Genomic DNA, 17382 nt, shown 5'->3' with positions numbered 1-17382 from the left:
AACGCGAGCGCCAGCTTCACCATCGTTACCGCGAGCGGGAAATCCGTCGAAGCAAACAACCAATCCAAGAGCCGTTGTCCTACCAAGAGAAACGGTTCTTTGCGTGGACCTACTACCGCATGAAAGCGCTTAACCTGCAACTGCAGGGAGAGATATGCGCCAAGCAGGAAGAGATCGACGCGTTAGAGCGTGAGTTCGACCGCCCGCACGAAACGCCCTCCAACAAAGAACCCTCAACCACCCCGCCAACAAAACACCGGGTGCCATGCCCACGTCTTCGTGGGCATGCGAAGAAGGTCATCCACCAAAGAAGACGTGACCGAGTACATCAGGCTTTAGAAAGAGCTTCCCAAACCAAAGAACGCGGTCCACCCTGACAACCCGGCCCTTCACCCAGGGTAGGGTGCGAGCAGAGACGCGAAGCGGAACGTATCGCACCGAATACGGCCTCCATCCCATGGCAACGCGAAAACGTTGTTCATGGTGCGATTCGCTGCGCTACTCAGCACCCTACGGCAGAACTGGCCTCTCTTCTCTTGTCCTCTCCCCCGAGTACAGGGGCGAGGGGGCCGGAGATGCGCATGGCAACGCGGGCCCGTTGTTCGTGGTGCTACTGGCTGCGCTGTTGGGAACCCTGAGGCGAAACCTGCCGTTTAAGGCACTACAACTCTTCGTCTAGTGCGCCATAGGGGACTTGAGAAAGGTCCCCCTGCAGGTCGTCATAGAAAGTGGACACTGCCTCGACGGCCATGGCGTGGAAGTCGTCTTCGCGGGTTGGGCCTTCGAGCGGGCCGATCTCCCCGATGGGTGTGCTCGCATCGTCTAGGTATTTTTCGCTGAACATCAGCAGCGGATGGAATCGCTGGTTATCGACGCCGATCCATCCCATGTCCAAAACCTGCCCCATGCTCATGCCGAACTGGGCGCAGATGCTTTTGCGGATCCCTTCGTCGTCGATGCCGTTTTGTTGGAGCGTCGCATCGAGTTCGGCTACCTGGGCCATGAGATAGGCGTTCATCAGGTTGCAATACGTTTCCGTATCGCGACGGATATCAACCGGTTCCATGCTTCTGCTCCTGGTCAGTGGTGACAAATGTGGGAGACGTCTGTCGCTGGCACTGCTTAGGTTGCGTTGGCACGCTCTTGGGAAGTGAATCCGCAATGCTTGTGCTTGCCGTCGCAAAACGGCTTGTTGTCGGACTCGCCACAGCGGCACAGGGCAATCGTCGGCTTATCGATGGTGTAGGAGTTGCCTTCAGAGTCTTCGAGGGTTACCGGACCTTCGACCAAAAAAGGGCCATTGTCACGAATGCGAATCTTAGTTTCAGACATATCCCGATCCTTCACTGGTGTGGGTGGCTACTTGGACCTGCTATTTGCATTTTAGGGTAGTCCTAGAGAGAAGTCAGCCCAGCGCCTGGCGGTGAGTGGGAAGTTTGAAGTGTTCCGTTTTCAGTAACAGGAATGCCCTCAGGCAATCTTGCTGAAAACTTCACAATTGGCGAACTTACTCGTCGTCTGAGCGAAGACGACGTTGGCGATTCCAAAGCAGGGCTCCCCAGAAAAGCAGAAAGCTACCCATGCTGGCGAACACGATCAACCCGCGGCGGATGTCGTACCCGCGTGTTCCTTCCGCCAAACCCAAGTACGAACCAATGGCCAGGTAGATGCCCCACACGGCGAGCGCTGTGATGACGCCCACGATCAGGTAAACCGAGTTTTTCGACTGGAAAGCCATGCCTAGTAGTCCGAACTGCCGTAGTAAACTTCCGCGCGAAGGCCGGTGCGGTCGCGAACAGCCTGGGCAATTGCGTCGACTTCGGCGTCTTCCAGCGGGGTGACAATTGACTCGGCCGGCTTCCGGGCCACGGTGTAAACCTGGACCAACTTGATTTCGCCGCCCGCGTGGGTGATTTCGTTCAAGCGATCGCAGAAGGCCGAAATCTCTTGGGGCGTGGGGCTTTCGCCCAGCAGCTTCAAGAACATCGATTGAATGACCAGCGGACGAACTTTCGCCGCGAGCAGCAGGTTATCGAGTACCCGTTGAAAGGGAATTTTGGTCCGTTCGATCGTGCGGTAATAGCTCTCGGTGCCGGCATCGAGCTTGGCCCAGATTTCGCCCTGGTTGGCGTCGAAGATCTCGAGACCACGCTGGACGTGCGGCCGATGAAACATGGTGGCGTTGGTAATCAACACCATCTTCACGTCGTCGAGCCCATGCTTGCGCTTGATCTGGGCACTCCGGTCGATCAGTTCGTCGAAGTTTTTGTAGGTGGTCGGTTCGCCGTCGCCGCTGAACGCGATATCGTTCACGCGTCGCAGATGCTCTGGCGTCTCGGCAAATTTCGCCGTGTGGAAGATTTCGCCGGAAGCACACAGGTCGAGCATTTCTTCCAGTTCCTGGAAGTAGCGTTCACTTTCGACGAAGCGAACTTCGCTTTCGGTCCGGCGATCGACCTGGCAGTAGATGCAATCGAAATTGCAGATCTTGTCCGGGTTCAAATTGACCCCCACCGACAGCCCCTTGCTTCGGCGAGAAAGGACCGGATAAACGAACCGGTTCCCTTCGAACGTTCGCTGGTGCTGAGTGTGGAGGTGGTGCGTGGACATTCAATTTTCAGTGGGAAGTCTTCAGTTTTCAGTTTTCAGCGGGAGAGAGGTTCTCAACCATTCTTACTGAAAACTGAGCACTGAAAACCTATTTTAACAAGATCACGGCGTTTCCGATGCTTGTTTTTGGCCGACAGGCTCTGCCGGGATATGCCCAGGTAGTTCGGAAAGCAAATTGCCGCGAATGACCGTCAGCGTGCTTTTGACCTTCTGAACTTCTTCCGGAGGAACTTCGAGAAGAGCCTTGGCGCGGACGCTTTTGGCGCAGTCGACCATTTGTTCCCACATGGGTTCCACCTTTTCGGTGGCGCGGATGATCTTCTTGCGTCGATCGTTGGGATCGGTCTCGCGGACGATCCAGCCGTCGCGTTCCATTCGGTCGATCACCCCGACCAGGGTGGGCGCTTCGATGCGCATCTGGTCTGCCAGTTCGCTTTGGGTGATTTCGCCCATGTACGACAGCCAGCACAAGACTTCCCACTGGCGATAGGTGATACCGAGTTTCCCCAGTTCATCGTTCATCGCACGTGTCATCAAATGGGCGACACTGAAAACCCAATAGCCTAAGCTATCTTCAAAATCGTAACGGAGCATTCTTTTCTCTTCACGTCGGAGGCTGAGAAATTTAGATAAGAAATATGACGAGTCAGCCTTGCTTCTCTGTTCTATGCCATCGGTTATCGGCGCACTAAAAAGCACGCGAATAACAGGTTTCAAATAACGTTTCCCATTCTAACTGGGCAACTTTTCGTAATAGTAACTCATTTGCGCACTTGCCGCGGCTGACCGCTTCACATGCGTCAACCATGGCCATCGGGTCCCAATTTGGCTCTGCGAGGAATTGGGTATGGCTGTCGAGGTTGGCGTCGGATGCCAACAAATTTGCTTTTGCTGCGAGTGGTTCCATCGCGGGATGATCGCCGGTGCGGCGAAACCAGTACTTGCCGTTGCCGTAATCAGGTTCACGCCGGTGCATGATTGCGTGCCAGTAGCTGCCTGTCGAACTGGGCAGATCCTGGCTGATCGTGTGCGACTCGTCCAAATAATTCCAAAGCAGCCACAAACCACTGATACAAGCCCGAGCCATCTCGGTATCTTGTACCGGCTTGTTGCTCAGGGAATCGACCTGGATTGCCTGGAGCCGCTCGAAGACCGTTCGATCTGGATTCCCAGGCCCCAAAGGGCACAACGGGGCAGTTTGGATGAGTTCGGCGACTTCGGTTGGGTACGGATCGAAATTCATTGCCTACGCGGGAACTACCTTCAAGAGGGGGGTGATTTGTGATGAATCTAACATGGACTTACCTTAACACGTTTCGTCAGCTAGCGACCTAACTATTTCGAAAATCGAACTCCCACGCTTGAAGGAAGCTAGTATTCCCTGTTCAGGCCGATTTTTCGCTGATAAACTCAAGGGCTTCGTCCTCTTACTCTAGAAGTGACCTAGAGGGCGCTAATAGTTACACCCCTTTAGATTCTATGATTCTCGTCCGAGGCCTTTCCCATGTCGACTGATCCTCAGAAGGATCCCGCTTCCGTGGAACCCACTCCCCAAACTCCTGAAGCTTCGGCCCCGGAGGCTTCATCCGTCGAAACCACGCCTGGTGATGCCCCAACACCGGCAGAAGCTGCGACACCCGCAGAGACTCCGGTTGAGAATGCTGCCCCAGAGCAGACTGCCGACGCCGGTGGCGATGACCAGGAAAAGAAGAAGGTCCTGATCGGTTCGCAGCGCGACAAGCCGAAGCCGGCCCCAGCGAAGCGGCAACCTCAGAAGCCGAAGCGTCCTGCTCAGCCCAAGCCGGCTGAAGAGGGTGACGATCCTACGAAAATTCCGGAAGACCTGGCCGAGACGTTAGGCGAGACCTCTCAAGAAGAGGGCGAACCAGACTACCGCTTGCCAGTTGATGGTGGCAAGGTCCACGTCCCCAATCGGCGCGAAACGATGGAAGACATCGAAGCCGAGTTGGAAGCCGCGTTCGGCGAAACGTCGATCGACGACGTGATGAGCAATCAAACGCCGGCACCTGCTGCGACTCGCTTGGACGAAGGAGACCGCGTCACCGCGACGGTCATTCGTGTGCATCGCGAAGATGTCTTCTTCGATCTTCCGCAAGGCAACCAAGGCATCGCTTCGGTTCGCAGCTTCGTGGCACCACCGACGGTGGGCGACAAGATGGAAGTTTCGATCGGCACGTTCAACGGCGGCCAACGCCTGTACGAAGTCGGCATCCCAGGTGCTTCGACCAGCGTGCAAGATTGGGGCGACATCAAGGAAGGAATCATCGTCGACGCAGTCGTCGACGGCGTGAACAAGGGCGGCCTCGAATGTGCCGTTGGTTCGGCTCGCGGCTTCATCCCGGCCAGCCAAGTCGCGATCTACCATGCGAAGGACCTGGAAGAGTTCAAGGGCCGCAAACTGCAGTGCCTGGTGACGGAAGCCAATCCCGAGAAGCGTAACCTGGTACTTAGTGCCCGGGCCGTCGCCGAGAAGATGGCCGAAGACAACAAGAAGCAGTTGCTGGGCAACTTGACCGTCGGTCAGATCCGCGAAGGAACCGTCACGCGAATCCAGGACTTCGGCGCATTTGTCGACCTGGGTGGCATCGACGGTTTGGTCCACGTCAGTCAAATCAGTTGGGACCGCGTACAGCACCCTTCCGATGTCCTGGCCGAAGGTCAGGCCGTGAAGGTGAAGGTCACCAAGATGGACCCCGAGACCGGCAAGATCGGTCTTTCCATCCGCGACACCATGGAAAACCCATGGCAGAAGGTCGCCAACGACTTTGCCGTCGGTAAGGTGGTGCCAGGCAAGGTTACCAAGCTGATGGACTTCGGTGCGTTCGTCGAGATTGCTCCTGGTATCGAAGGCCTGGTTCACGTCAGCGAAGTGAGCTACAGCCGCATCAGCCGCGTTTCGAGCGTGTTGAAGGCCGGCGAAGAGGTCGAGGTGAAGGTCCTCAGCATCGACCAGGCCAAACGCCGTATCAGCCTGTCGATCAAAGCAACCCAGCCGCCACCGGCTGACTCCCGGCAAGGTGGTCGTCGCAAGGACGACGTCGAAACTGATGTTGACCGCGAACTGTCGGTCAAGAAGACGTCGTCCCAGCCGCTCAAAGGGGGCGTCACCAACGACCACAGCGAAGGTGCCAAATTCGGCTTGAAATGGTAACACCAGCCAGCCAAAATTGAGAAACAAAGAAAGCCCTCACGCCAGTTCGCGAGGGCTTTTTTCGTAGAAGCCTCCCTCTCGTTCAGTCCCCTCGCCCCTTTGGGGTGAGGGGCAAACAAGGAACACGCTTACACAAGACCAACCGCCGAAGTCGCGAGCCGTTTTGCAAGGTGCCTATGCCTACTTAAGCCCAACCGCATGTCCATCCAGCTCCCAGGCTTGGTCGATATCGACGCCCAGGAAAGTCAGCAATGTCGGCACGGCATCCACAATGTACACCTGCTGTTCAAACTGCCCCTTCTTGGCCGCCTCGCCGCTGACGATCAAGAAGCTGTGCAAGATGTCAGGGTTGGTGTGTCCACTGCTGTGTCCTTTGCCGAAGCCGCCGTGGTCGCTGGTGACGACGATCAGCCAATCCTCATCGGTTCGCTTTTCGATGGCTTCCATTACGTTGCCGACCAGCGCGTCGACATGCTCGATGGCGGCAATGTACTGCGGGACCGCTGGGTGAAAACCATGACCGTGGCCAGCTACGTCGACTTCGCCAAAGTACAGCATCATGGCCGTCGGGGCGTCCTGCTCAGACAGTTGCTTGACGGCGGCAGCCGCTGCTTCGTCGTCGGCCTCGGTGTAGGACGATCCCTTTTGCGTATCGATGGAAACGTCAGCCGCAGAAACGATGTACTGAGCAATGGGCGACCAGTTGATGATCGAAACGGTCTTCGCGGTGGGCAGGCTCTTCTTCACGTAATGAAAGAAGTGCGGGTACTTATCGAACTTGGGCTCCTTGAAGCTGTTGCCCTGCACGTTGTGCTTGTCGGCCCAGACACCCGTGTTGATGCTCCCCCAACCAGGCCCGCTGATCGTGTCGTTCTTCTTGTAGCGATCGCCCAGGATGAGCGCCGTGGGCGAGTAGCTGCCGTTCTCGCGAAGCTTATCGAGGTTCGGAGTCTTGGCCTTGGTCTGGGCGTCGAAACGACAGCCGTCGATGCCCAGAAGCAGGACGTGCTTTGACTTCTCTTCCGCGGAAAGCGAAGTCACAACGAAGAATAGCAAGGTGAAAGCAGCGAAAGAGAACAAGCGTGGCATGGTTGGGTTACTCGTAGCGGAGGAAAGTTTGTTGACTTAAAGTCTATTTTCTTTCCTCAGAAGATGCCACACGCAGAACATCAAGTTTTGATGAATTCGCCTGTCGGGTTGGCTGCCTATAAAAAAAGAGCCACGCCCGTGGAAAGTTGGGCATGGCTCTTTGGTTTCAATTGGCGAGTGCGGACGATCGGTTATAGTTCGAAGTCCGCGATGTTCTTGCCATCGGAGACGGTCGTTGTCAGGTCTGATTTTTTATTGAACTTCGCGGGAATCGATTCGGTCATGATCGGTTCCTTGGTGATTTCATCGCGTCCCGATTCAACGCGATGCGAGATTCTCACCGTTTTGGTACCGGTCGTTGTCTTTACCGAATACTTGCCATCTTTGATTTCACCCGAAGTTGGCGGGATTCCTTGCGATGCGTCCTCAGGCGAGTCAAAGCTGATTCGCCCTTCGGCTAGAGGCTTGCCGTCGAGCGTGACGCTGCCGGACAGCTCGTGCCGCGCGACCCCTTCCTCCTTCGCCGCTGTGCAGCCGACGGCCATGGCCATTAAAAGGCCAACGGCTAATACAATCTGTCGCATGATGTGTTCCTGTAAGGGTTGTGACTACGGCAGTTGAACAACATTGCCGTCGTTACGGACGCCCAGGTTGCCGAAGGTCGCCAGGTCGATCGTCTCGGGAATGAAGTGCACCGATCCGTCGACAAACAGCACATTCACGCCGCCGGGGTGATCTGAACGTAGGGGACTATTGTTGCCAAAGTTAGAGCAGACACCGTCTGGATCGCAGGCGCTGTCGAACGGTTCGATCTGGTTGATGGAATATCGGAGGGAAGCCGTGTTGAAGCAGCGACCGCTCGTCGAGTTGGGAAGTGTCGTCTTGTTGTCGTTGTTGCCGATGGTTCCCATATTGAATCCATAGGTGGTGCTTCGGTAGTCAACTTTTGTGCCGGATGCATTTTTGAGCCATGCCCCGACTTCGCTAACCATCATGGTGTTACTGGTGCCGTCGGTAACGTGCGCGAAGTTGGTCTTACTGTTGTAGTAGAGCACGCCGTTCATGGCCGCGTTGCCGACGGTAGTGGCGTTTTCTGTTGCTCCAGTTACGCCTGCGAAGCCGTTCACCACGCCCGCGATCGAGATGTAGTCGGCGATCATGGTCTTCACTTCGTGGCTGGACAGTTCTTGCGACACCGAAGCCGAAGGGCATTCATAGATTCCGAAGACGGGGCTGCCGGCGTCGGCGCCACATGCATCGCTGACCGAACCTTCGTTCCAATGTTCGCTCAGATCGATTAGGTCGTAAACATTTCCCAGTTCAACATACGGCAATAAGTGCACCATCCAGGTCGATCCCCATTTGTTGCTGGTCGCTGTGCCAAATGGTGGGCGGTTATTGCTCGTCCCCGGCGGCAGGCGGAGGTATGTATCGTGGAAGTTATGCAGCCCCAGGCCGTGCTGTTTCAGGTTATTGACACACTGCGAGCGTCGAGCTGCCTCGCGAGCTTGTTGCACCGCCGGCAATAGAAGCGCGATAAGAACCCCGATAATCGCAATCACAACAAGCAGTTCGACCAGCGTAAAGCCGGCATTTCGAGTCTTCATGAAGAGCACCAGATATAAAAAGATAAGCATGCGTCACCGCAACCCGAACGGGGAGTACGGTGGGCGACGTGAAAGATAAAAGTATACTTATAAGCACGAAAAAATACAATAAACCCATGATTTTAGTTGCGGCTTTCATGTGTTTTTGTGCGGCGCATTCCGCCCATATTGGCTATTTAATGATTTGCGAGGGAATAGATAGATGTGTGTTGATCCAACCTTACGAGGCCTGGACCCGTAAGAACGGTGGGATACTTCCCAAAGGAACGGCACTCCGCCGAACGCTAGCGAGACCAATTTCCGGTGCCTGAAAAGGCAATATGCGATCGTTAAGACTTCACATTCATCACGCTGAACACACCAGTAGAGGGGGGGCAAGGCGTTGTAATCAACCGGCGGAGCATTCTAGGGTTAGCTCGGCGACAGAGAGATTTTCTTGGCCTTGCCTGCTGACTAACGCTTCACGCCAAAGGTTTTGGGATCGACCGGCGTGCCGTCCTCGTGGCGGAGTTGTTGCACAAGCAATTTTTCGGAAGGGCCCAGCCTGCCAAACTTCAATCCTTCAGCACGCAGGGGAGCCTGGACTTTTCTCATTGCCAAGATGAGCCCGACAATAGGCAGGAGTGGAATCCACGCGAGAAGGAGCGGCGCCAGAATTTCTCGAAACGAGAACAAGGGGAGCAGCGCGAACAGGATGATGCCTGAAACGATGAATGACCCCAGGACCCAACTTCCGAGGAAGGCTGGCCAAGCGGAAAGGTCCCCTGCTAGGAAAGCGAGAACCTGATCGATCGGGGCAAGCGTCATGATGCTTGTGAATGCGAAGGCTGGAATGCCTAGCTCTAACCGGCGATGGGCGCGGCGCCACTGGAGGATTCTCTGAGAACGGTCATCCAGCGGTTCGTGATGTTCGACGACTTGTGGCGAACGAAATGGAGATTCGTCTTCCATCAAAGTTCTCACGCTGGCGAATGAAACAAGCTAGGCGCTGGCCACGACCATCGCAGCGCACTGCCCTTTACGCGTGTGGCTGAGGATCAGGATCGCGGACTTGTCGATGTCCAACGGCTGACCATGAATGATCGGAATATCGCACGCTGGGTCAGGCGTATCGTAATTCAGCGTCGCCGGGACCTTACCATGCTGCAGCGCCAAGACAGCCACTGCCGCATCCAACGCCCCGCAAGCAGAGCCACTGTTGCCGTAATAACTTTTCAGAGCCGCAACCGGGACACCTGGCAGCGCGGCTTTAATGCCCTGGGCTTCGAGCGGGTCGTCGGCGATGTTACCGGAGCCGTGCGAGATGATGCAGGCCAGGTCGTCCTTGGTAATACCAGCGTCACGCAAGGTGGCGTTGATGCAGTTTTTGACCGCTTCCGGCGAAACAGGTGCCTCGGGTGTGATGCGACCAAATGTCGAGGATGCACCGAGCACTTTGCCCAGAATGTTCGCTCCGCGGGCTTCGGCTTTCTCACGCGTTTCAAGAACCATTGCCGCGGCCGCTTCGCTACTGACCGCGCCGTCGCGATCCTTTTCAAACGGACGCGAGGCTTTCTCAGGCTCTTCGTTACGATGCGAAAGAAGCGAGTCACCACGATACAGCAGGACATTCAAATTCAAGCGAGAACCGGTCGCACCGGCGATCATGCAGTCCATCGTTCCGCGACGCAGATGGGACAAGGCCTCTGAAAAGGCATTGATCGCGCTGGCTTCTTCCAGGCAAATCGTATTGTTGTGGCCGCGACCGTCGTAATAGATACCGACGTGACAGGCCGGCATGTTGGGCAAGTACTTCAGCATCCACAGCGGGTTGGTTTCGCTCATTGCCGATGGTCCCCAGCGGTCGTGCTGGTACCATCCCTCTTCGATGCACTGATCGTAAGCGTCTCGCAGATCTTCGAAGTCGCTGTACATCATCTCGCTGCCGTAGACGACGCCGAGCCGATCGGGGTCGATGCTGCCCGGCTCGAGCCCGGCTTGATCCATCGCCAGGGCGGCGGCGGCAAATCCGGTTTGGATCTCGCGGCACATGACCTTCAAAGCTTTGCGCGGCTTGACGTACTTCTTGCCGTCGAAGTCTTTCAGCTCGCCCCCAAAAGTGACTGGGTAGTCGGGCATCGTGAATACGGAAAGGGGCGCAATGCCCGACTTGCCGGCCATGAGACTTTCCCAGATGGCCTGGTTTCCGATTCCAATGGGGCTCACTACCCCATTACCAGTAATTACGACTTCGACTTGGGACTGCATCCGTAAGCTTTGCTTTCTTGAAGCGATCGCGAAAGATTGACTGTTGTTATATCGGTATGGCCTGCCCTTCCCTAGATCGGCCCGACAACCAGAATTTCGCCAATTACGAAATTCTATGGCAATGTCGATAATTTAGGCGAAAAGCACTGCCCTGGAAGGGTGGGTCGTTAGATTTCCACAAATTAAAGTTAAGCTATGGGTATTCACATCCCTGGGGTGATGTAATCGACATGTTTTACCCGCTTTCCGCCGGAAACTTGGCTGAATCGGGATAATTAGACAAATCCTCATTGTCAGCACAGCCGATTTTGATGCATAGGGCGTAATCCCGAATCATGGGCGGACTTACCGAAACTGTGAACCCGACAGCGACTCGATACAGCCATGAGCGACACCACCAAAAAATCTTCGCAAGCATCTTTGCACTGCAACAAGACCGCTGATTTCTCGATGGCCGAGGCCCGTAAATCGATTGGCGACCTGTTTCAACCCAAGCCGTGGGTCTACTGGACCGACTTTTTGATGAGCTTCTCGGTGGGGATGGTTTGCTTTCGGATGGTAGGCCAAAGCGAGTTGTTCAGCTGGCAACAAGCGTTTTTCTTTGTCGTTAGCAGTGCGCTATTTTACCGAATGGCCATGTTCATTCACGAACTGGTCCATCTTCGTACCGGAACGATGACCGCGTTCCGCGTGACATGGAACCTGCTGGTAGGCATTCCGTTTCTGATGCCGTCGTTCGTTTATTATACGCACCTGGATCATCATCGTCGGAAGCACTACGGCACCGACATGGACGGCGAGTATCTGCCGATCGAATACGAGGGCCGTTGGCAGATCTTTGCCTTTTTGGCTTCCAGCTTCTTCGTTCCGTTTTTGGCCGTCTTTCGTTTCCTGGTGCTCACGCCGCTGACCTGGATCAGCCCGCGTTTTCGCGACTGGGCGTTTCAGCATGCGTCGTCGATGGTGATCGATCCGAAGTATCTTCGCCCGCTGCCCACCAAGAAGGCGATGCGGTTGATTCGTTTGCAAGAGGGTTTGTGCTTTCTGTGGTGCCTGGGCGTGCTGGTGGGTGTGTTGGTCGTAGGTGGATACCCCTACCCTTTTCTCGTGCAGGGCTATTGCACCGGCGTGTTCATCCTGACGCTCAACGCGCTACGTACGCTGGTTGCCCATCGTTGGCATAATCACGAAGGGGAAATGACCTTTCTCGAGCAGTTGCTGGACTCGGTCAATTTTCCGCATAACAAGTGGGTCACTCAGATTTGGGCACCCATCGGAACGCGTTTCCACGCCCTGCACCACATGTTCCCCTCGTTGCCTTACCATGCGATGCCGGAAGCTCATCGCCGTTTGGTCGAGCAACTGCCCGAAGGCTCGCCGTATCATCAGACCAACGAGCGATCATTCAGCCATGCGTTTCTCGACTTGTGGGAGCGTTGTGGCCGGCTGATCAATCATCAGGGCGAACCGGCGGAACAATCGCAAGCAAGGCATGCCGAACCGGTCGCAAGTCATGGCGATATGGCTAAGTCGGCTTAGCAGATCTTGCCTGTGGTGATTGAACTTTCGTGCAAGACCCGTAAGAATCGTTCTTCATCATGAGCACTGAAGAACCCAAGCCGTTGCCGCCGTCCGACCCCCGCGTCTTTTTCGCTGCCGAGCGTACCATGCTCGCGTGGCTGCGTACGGGTCTCGCGATTCTTGGTGTTGGGTTCTTGGTGGCCCGCTTTGGGCTCTTTCTGGAGATGCTCCGTCACCCAGGCGTCGATATCAGCCCGCCTCTTTTCTCTTCGCTGATTGGCATTGGTTTCGTTTTGCTGGGGGCCACGCTGATTGGTGTTTCGGCCTGGCAACACACCGGGTTCATTCGCGACATGACCCTCGATCAGCGGCCGGCCAATTACAGCATGAATCTGGCCATCTGGGTTTCGGCGGTGGTGACACTTTTAGGTTTGGCCTTAGCGTTCTACCTGCTTCTAAGCGTCTTTACCGGCGAACCGATCCACGCCAGCCCCGGTGTCGGCGTGTAGGTGGCGATTCGATCGAGGTTTTTCATATTGGCGCGTGTCAGGCCACTTTTCGCCGTCAGAAACCTTCTTTTTCGGCTGAATATTGAGAGAATTATCTCAATCTCACGTGACATCTTCACCCGGTCGCGGGTTCCCGATGCTGCGGCATGAACTATAGTAAATGCGGACCCTCTCCCCACTTCCCCCTCCCCTGAAAACTTCTCATGCAAGTAGGTTTTTCCTTGATGACACCCCACCGCCCGCTTTTTGCCCGCCTATTGTCTGTTGTCATGCTTTGCGTTTTGCCGGCCACGATCATGGCCGCGGATGCTCCGAAGCCGATCAAGGCCCTCTTGGTTACCGGCGGTTGTTGCCATGACTATCAGACGCAGAAGAACATCATCAAGGAAGGGCTCGAAGCCAGGGCTCATATCGAAGTGACGGTTGTTCACGAAGGGGGCAGCACCACCAACACCAAGATCCCGCTCTACCAAGATCCGAACTGGGCCGAAGGGTACGACATTGTCTTGCACAACGAATGCTTCGCTGCGGTGAAAGACCCTGCGTGGACCGCTCGTGTGTTGAAGCCCCACCAGGAAGGTTTGCCGGGCGTGGTCATTCACTGCGCGATGCACTGTTACCGCGACGGAACCGATCAGTGGTTCAAGTTCTGCGGCGTGACTTCGCATCGGCATGGTGCCCAATACCCGCATGCCGTTTACAACTACGACGCCAAGCATCCCATCATGGAAGGCTTCGGACCGGCCTGGACGAACCCACAAGGCGAGCTCTACCACATCGCTAAGGTGTGGGACACGGCGCATGTGTTGGGGGCTTCCAAGGAAAAGAACCAAGGGGACGAACATGCCTGCGTGTGGACCAACCAATATGGCGACACGAAGGTCTTCGGCACGACGCTCGGCCACCACAACGAAACGATGGAAGACGATACCTTTTTGAACATGCTGACCCGCGGCACGCTGTGGGCCTGCGATAAGCTGAGCGACGAGTACCTGAAAGACGCTCCCCTGGTGCCGAAGATGGTGCCGGTGAACCTGTCGCAGAACAAGCCCGCCAAGGCATCGAGCGAAGAAAAGAACAAGAACAACTTTGCCAAGAACGCATTCGACGGAAAAGAATCGACCCGCTGGTGTGCCAGTAGCCCCGATTATCCGCAGTGGTTGGAAGTCGACCTGGGCAAGTCTCAAGACTTGCGTGGCGTGCAGATCGAATGGGAGAACAACGGTGTCTTTCAGTACGTCGTGAAGGGAAGCCTTGACGGAGAGAAGTGGGAAACACTGCTCGATCAATCGAAGAACAACGGCAGCAGCTACGACTTTGAAATCAACGCCGACAACGTTCGGCATGTTCGCCTGGACGTGCTCGGTAAGAACTCTGGCGGCTGGGCTTCGGTTCGCGAACTGCGTCTGCTGGGGGCCGAGTTAGTCGAGGTTGCTCCTGAGCAAGCCAAAGAGGACGAAGACGCCAAGAAACTGGCCGAAGTGAAGCTCCCCGAAGGCTTCGAGAAAACCGTCTTCGCCGCGCCTCCGGCGGTGAACTACCCGGTCTTCGTCGCCGCTTCACCCGAAGGGGACGTTTACGTTTCGGTCGATAAGAATGGTTCGCTCGATCGTGAATTGAAGCGAGGAGCCATCCACCGTTTGCGAGACACCGACGGCGACGGCCAGGCAGACGAAGTGAAGCTGTTCGTGCCGGATGTCGACTCGCCTCGAGGGCTCGTCTGGGATCGCGACCGGCTATACGTGCTGCACCCGCCGCACCTCAGCGCGTTCATCGACGAAGATGGCGACGGCCGCAGCGACAAGCAAGAGATCCTTATTAAAGACCTGGCGTTCACCTTCAAAGATCGCCCGGCCGACCATACGTCTAACGGCGTGACGATGGGGATCGATGGCTGGCTGTATCTGGCAATCGGCGACTTTGGTTTCCTGCAGGCCGAAGGGGCCGATGGTCGCAAACTGCAAATGCGCGGTGGCGGCGTGCTGCGGGTTCGTCCGGATGGATCGAACATGGAGGTTTACAGCAGCGGCACGCGAAACATCCTGGAAGTGGCCGTCGACCCGCTGATGAACGCCTTCACGCGTGACAACACCAACGACGGGGGCGGTTGGGATATTCGCCTGCATCACTTCAGCGGCCTGGAAGACCACGGCTACCCACGTTTGTACATGAACTTCGGCGAAGAGATCGTCCAACCGCTGGCCGATTACGGCGGAGGTTCCGGATGCGGGGCGCTTTACATGGACGAGCCAGGCTTCCCCGAAGGTTACGGCAATGCTCTATACACCGCCGACTGGGGCCGCAGCTGGATCTATCGCCACAACCCCAAACGCAACGGAGCGACCTTCGAGGTCAACCAGGAAGAGTTCCTGGGCATCCCCCGCGTGACCGACCTGGACGTCGACGCCAACAGCAACATCTACGCCGCCAGCTGGAAGGGAGCGACCTTCAAGTACAACGGCGAGGATGTGGGTTACCTGGTGCAGGTCCGACCGAAGGGATACCAGGCCGAAGCTTTGCCGAATTTGCGAGAAGCCAGCGAAGACGAACTGTTTGCGATGCTTTACTCGGATAGTCACCGCCGACGCTTGGCAGCTCAGCGTGAGTTGTTAGCTCGGTGCGATTTTAGTGATAAGAAAGGTGCGGCGCTGGGAGCTTCGACTTTCAATAAAGCATCAATGATCGCCAAGGGTAAAGAACGTGATCGTAAGAAGCCGTCGGTGGAAACTCGTGTCGCGGCGATCTACCTCGCAACACAATTGCTTCTTAAAGCTGACGCTGCAAATGAACACGTTTCGCACGAAGACGCTTTTAAAGCACTGACCCCACTGCTCTCGGATGCCGACGTGGGACCAATCGTCATTCGAGCCCTATCGGATTATGTAGCTGCTGGCAGTGTTATGCTCGGAGTTAATTCTAGAGACACGCTAAATCGATTGGTCGAAGAACAGTTCAACAGTAAGAATCCGCGAATGCAACTGGAAGCGATCATTGCCAAAGGTCGCCTCACGCCACCTGTTGGCGTACGGAATTGGGAGAATGAACGAGCAGGCGGAGTGGCAACGTTCCTCGGTTCCGATGATCCAGTGCTTCGTCATACGGCATTTCGCGCGGCGGTCAATTTGGAAGATTACGAGGCGATGTTTGCGATCATCGATAGCCGTACCGCCAGCGAGCGTAAGCGCCAGTTCGCTTTGTTCGCGCTGCAGCGAATGCACAAACCGGAAGTCGTTGACGGGCTCATCGAGCGTTTGGCGAAGGAAGACGCCTTCTCTCGTCGCCAAGGCCTGCTGACGGCATTGTGCCGGCTCTACTTTGTGGAAGGTGAGTGGAAGGGGAACAGCTGGGGCACGCGTCCTGATACGCGTGGTCCTTACTACCAGCCCGAGAAGTGGGAGCTGTCCGACAAGATCGGTGGCGTGCTTCGCGGTACGTTGGCTTCGGCCAACAGCCAAGAGTCGGCCTTCTTGCTAGAGCAATTGCAGCGGCACCGCGTTGAACTCGACGGCACGCTGCGTTTGGCACTGGAGAAAGCGGCCAGCGATCCGGAATTTGCTGCTGCGGCGGTTGGCCTGGTTGCCCGCTCGAGTGAACTTCCCAGCGAAGCGATCGGGCTGCTCAAGTCGACCGCAACCGCCGATGGTACCTCGGCAGAAGTTCGCGGTCAGGCCGTGACTGCCCTGCTTCGTAGTACCGATGCCGATACGATGAAAACCGCACTCGCTGGCCTTACCAAGCTACACGCAGCCGATGCCGGCAGTGCCGCGTTCAAGAAGGCCCTGGGCGAGTTCCAGAACAAAGACCAACTCAGCCGCCAGATTGGTGTGCTGGAAGGTTTCGCCAAGACCCCAACCACCGACGCTGCGGTTTGGGCCGAAGCGGGGCTGTTGACCCTCTCGCAACAGAAAAAACTTTCGCCCGAGGTGGAAAGCACCGTGAAGAGTTCGCTGGCTTCTGGCTGGAAAGACCCGGCCCGTCAGCCGCAACTGCTGGCCGCTGCGATGATCGTCAATGATCGTCAGCTGGAAGGTAAAGTTCGGGGGCTGCTCGATAGCAACAGCGCCGAGGTCGCTACGGCTGCCGGCAAAGTTGCCGCGGCCTGGAAGCTGAAGGCCCAGATGAATCAGCCGACCGGCCCGAAGGTCGCCACGATCGATCCGGCCGAGGTCATCAAGATGGTCGTCGGCATGAAGGGGGACAAGGCCCGCGGCGAACAGTTGTTCGCCAAGTTAGCCTGTAACAAGTGCCACACGGTCGATCCGAACGAAGCGCCACGTGGCCCTTACTTGCCACAGGTTGCCAAGACCTACAAACGCGATCAGCTGACCGAAGCGGTCGTGCTGCCGAGCAAGTCGTTGGCTCAGGGGTTCGTGACGAACATCTTCCAGATGGAAGACGGACGGCTGCTGTCTGGCTTCATCACCTTCGAAGGCCCCGACAAGATCGTCATCCGCGACAACCAAGGCAACGAGATCACGCTGAAACCGGATGATATTCTCGGCCAGAAAAAGGACGACATCTCGATCATGCCGGTCGGCCTGGCCAACGAAGCAACCGTCCAGGAACTGGCCGACCTGGTGACCTACCTCGAGAGCTTGTCGTCGAAGGCAGGCACGAAGTAAGTCCT

Annotated in this window: 16 protein-coding genes; 5 read left to right on the top strand and 11 right to left on the bottom strand. The window is 56.3% G+C overall.

Features of this window, described 5'->3' with window-relative positions; genetic code table 11:
* Positions 1 to 377, top strand: a 377-nt coding sequence (locus HOV93_RS09620) for a hypothetical protein (RefSeq protein WP_207396270.1), incomplete at its 5' end; no start/stop codon positions are given.
* Positions 378 to 661: 284 nt separating this feature from the next.
* Here HOV93_RS09620 and HOV93_RS09615 read toward each other — a convergent pair.
* The 6 genes from HOV93_RS09615 to HOV93_RS09590 all read right to left on the bottom strand — a co-directional run bounded on the left by HOV93_RS09615 (position 662) and on the right by HOV93_RS09590 (position 3853).
* Positions 662 to 1066 (bottom strand): hypothetical protein, encoded by a 405-nt coding sequence (locus tag HOV93_RS09615; RefSeq protein ID WP_207396269.1) that lies wholly within the window; start codon positions 1064 to 1066, stop codon positions 662 to 664.
* Positions 1067 to 1122: 56 nt separating this feature from the next.
* Positions 1123 to 1332, bottom strand: a complete 210-nt coding sequence (locus HOV93_RS09610; RefSeq protein ID WP_207396268.1) for a CDGSH iron-sulfur domain-containing protein — start codon at positions 1330 to 1332, stop codon at positions 1123 to 1125.
* A gap of 175 nt (positions 1333 to 1507) precedes the next feature.
* A complete protein-coding gene (locus tag HOV93_RS09605; protein ID WP_207396267.1) occupies positions 1508 to 1738 on the bottom strand; it encodes a hypothetical protein in 231 nt (76 codons plus the stop codon).
* 2 nt (positions 1739 to 1740) lie between these two features.
* A complete protein-coding gene (locus HOV93_RS09600) occupies positions 1741 to 2610 on the bottom strand; it encodes a radical SAM protein (RefSeq protein WP_207396266.1) in 870 nt (289 codons plus the stop codon).
* 102 nt (positions 2611 to 2712) lie between these two features.
* A complete protein-coding gene (locus tag HOV93_RS09595) occupies positions 2713 to 3204 on the bottom strand; it encodes a MarR family winged helix-turn-helix transcriptional regulator (protein ID WP_207396265.1) in 492 nt (163 codons plus the stop codon).
* 94 nt (positions 3205 to 3298) lie between these two features.
* The gene (locus HOV93_RS09590) at positions 3299 to 3853 is read right to left on the bottom strand and encodes a hypothetical protein (RefSeq protein ID WP_207396264.1); all 555 of its coding nucleotides are present in this window, start codon (positions 3851 to 3853) and stop codon (positions 3299 to 3301) included.
* Between the two features lie 261 nt (positions 3854 to 4114).
* On the opposite strand from HOV93_RS09590, the gene HOV93_RS09585 reads away from it, so the two are divergent.
* Positions 4115 to 5782, top strand: a complete 1668-nt coding sequence (locus HOV93_RS09585) for a 30S ribosomal protein S1 (RefSeq protein WP_207396263.1) — start codon at positions 4115 to 4117, stop codon at positions 5780 to 5782.
* A gap of 180 nt (positions 5783 to 5962) precedes the next feature.
* Here the strand turns inward: HOV93_RS09585 and HOV93_RS09580 are convergent, their stop codons facing one another.
* From HOV93_RS09580 to HOV93_RS09560, 5 genes are all read right to left on the bottom strand, one after another.
* Entirely contained in the window at positions 5963 to 6871 is a 909-nt protein-coding gene (locus HOV93_RS09580) for an alkaline phosphatase family protein (protein WP_207396262.1), read from the bottom strand.
* A 191-nt stretch (positions 6872 to 7062) separates the two neighbouring features.
* Positions 7063 to 7455, bottom strand: a complete 393-nt coding sequence (locus HOV93_RS09575) for a hypothetical protein (protein ID WP_207396261.1) — start codon at positions 7453 to 7455, stop codon at positions 7063 to 7065.
* A gap of 24 nt (positions 7456 to 7479) precedes the next feature.
* A complete protein-coding gene (locus HOV93_RS09570) occupies positions 7480 to 8478 on the bottom strand; it encodes a DUF1559 domain-containing protein (RefSeq protein WP_207396260.1) in 999 nt (332 codons plus the stop codon).
* Between the two features lie 453 nt (positions 8479 to 8931).
* Entirely contained in the window at positions 8932 to 9429 is a 498-nt protein-coding gene (locus HOV93_RS09565; RefSeq protein WP_207396259.1) for a hypothetical protein, read from the bottom strand.
* Between the two features lie 30 nt (positions 9430 to 9459).
* Complete coding sequence (locus HOV93_RS09560) at positions 9460 to 10725, bottom strand: beta-ketoacyl-[acyl-carrier-protein] synthase family protein (RefSeq protein WP_207396258.1); 1266 nt, start codon at positions 10723 to 10725, stop codon at positions 9460 to 9462.
* Between the two features lie 384 nt (positions 10726 to 11109).
* Here HOV93_RS09560 and HOV93_RS09555 point away from each other — a divergent pair, with 384 nt between their 5' ends.
* The 3 genes from HOV93_RS09555 (at position 11110) to HOV93_RS09545 (ending at position 17377) form a co-directional block, all read left to right on the top strand.
* The gene (locus tag HOV93_RS09555) at positions 11110 to 12264 is read left to right on the top strand and encodes a fatty acid desaturase family protein (RefSeq protein WP_207396257.1); all 1155 of its coding nucleotides are present in this window, start codon (positions 11110 to 11112) and stop codon (positions 12262 to 12264) included.
* Between the two features lie 59 nt (positions 12265 to 12323).
* The gene (locus HOV93_RS09550; protein ID WP_207396256.1) at positions 12324 to 12755 is read left to right on the top strand and encodes a YidH family protein; all 432 of its coding nucleotides are present in this window, start codon (positions 12324 to 12326) and stop codon (positions 12753 to 12755) included.
* A 224-nt stretch (positions 12756 to 12979) separates the two neighbouring features.
* Positions 12980 to 17377, top strand: a complete 4398-nt coding sequence (locus HOV93_RS09545; protein WP_207396255.1) for a DUF7133 domain-containing protein — start codon at positions 12980 to 12982, stop codon at positions 17375 to 17377.
* Positions 17378 to 17382: the final 5 nt, after the last annotated feature.

The organism is Bremerella alba, from assembly GCF_013618625.1.
In the GTDB taxonomy this organism is placed as follows: domain Bacteria; phylum Planctomycetota; class Planctomycetia; order Pirellulales; family Pirellulaceae; genus Bremerella; species Bremerella alba.
This window is presented reverse-complemented; position numbering and strand designations above follow the sequence as displayed.

Coding starts and splice junctions, on each gene's coding strand:
- HOV93_RS09615 (WP_207396269.1), bottom strand. CDS start 1,066: ATGGAACCGGTTGATATCCGTCGCGATACGGAAACGTATTGCAACCTG.
- HOV93_RS09610 (WP_207396268.1), bottom strand. CDS start 1,332: ATGTCTGAAACTAAGATTCGCATTCGTGACAATGGCCCTTTTTTGGTC.
- HOV93_RS09605 (WP_207396267.1), bottom strand. CDS start 1,738: ATGGCTTTCCAGTCGAAAAACTCGGTTTACCTGATCGTGGGCGTCATC.
- HOV93_RS09600 (WP_207396266.1), bottom strand. CDS start 2,610: ATGTCCACGCACCACCTCCACACTCAGCACCAGCGAACGTTCGAAGGG.
- HOV93_RS09595 (WP_207396265.1), bottom strand. CDS start 3,204: ATGCTCCGTTACGATTTTGAAGATAGCTTAGGCTATTGGGTTTTCAGT.
- HOV93_RS09590 (WP_207396264.1), bottom strand. CDS start 3,853: ATGAATTTCGATCCGTACCCAACCGAAGTCGCCGAACTCATCCAAACT.
- HOV93_RS09585 (WP_207396263.1), top strand. CDS start 4,115: ATGTCGACTGATCCTCAGAAGGATCCCGCTTCCGTGGAACCCACTCCC.
- HOV93_RS09580 (WP_207396262.1), bottom strand. CDS start 6,871: ATGCCACGCTTGTTCTCTTTCGCTGCTTTCACCTTGCTATTCTTCGTT.
- HOV93_RS09575 (WP_207396261.1), bottom strand. CDS start 7,455: ATGCGACAGATTGTATTAGCCGTTGGCCTTTTAATGGCCATGGCCGTC.
- HOV93_RS09570 (WP_207396260.1), bottom strand. CDS start 8,478: ATGAAGACTCGAAATGCCGGCTTTACGCTGGTCGAACTGCTTGTTGTG.
- HOV93_RS09565 (WP_207396259.1), bottom strand. CDS start 9,429: ATGGAAGACGAATCTCCATTTCGTTCGCCACAAGTCGTCGAACATCAC.
- HOV93_RS09560 (WP_207396258.1), bottom strand. CDS start 10,725: ATGCAGTCCCAAGTCGAAGTCGTAATTACTGGTAATGGGGTAGTGAGC.
- HOV93_RS09555 (WP_207396257.1), top strand. CDS start 11,110: ATGAGCGACACCACCAAAAAATCTTCGCAAGCATCTTTGCACTGCAAC.
- HOV93_RS09550 (WP_207396256.1), top strand. CDS start 12,324: ATGAGCACTGAAGAACCCAAGCCGTTGCCGCCGTCCGACCCCCGCGTC.
- HOV93_RS09545 (WP_207396255.1), top strand. CDS start 12,980: ATGACACCCCACCGCCCGCTTTTTGCCCGCCTATTGTCTGTTGTCATG.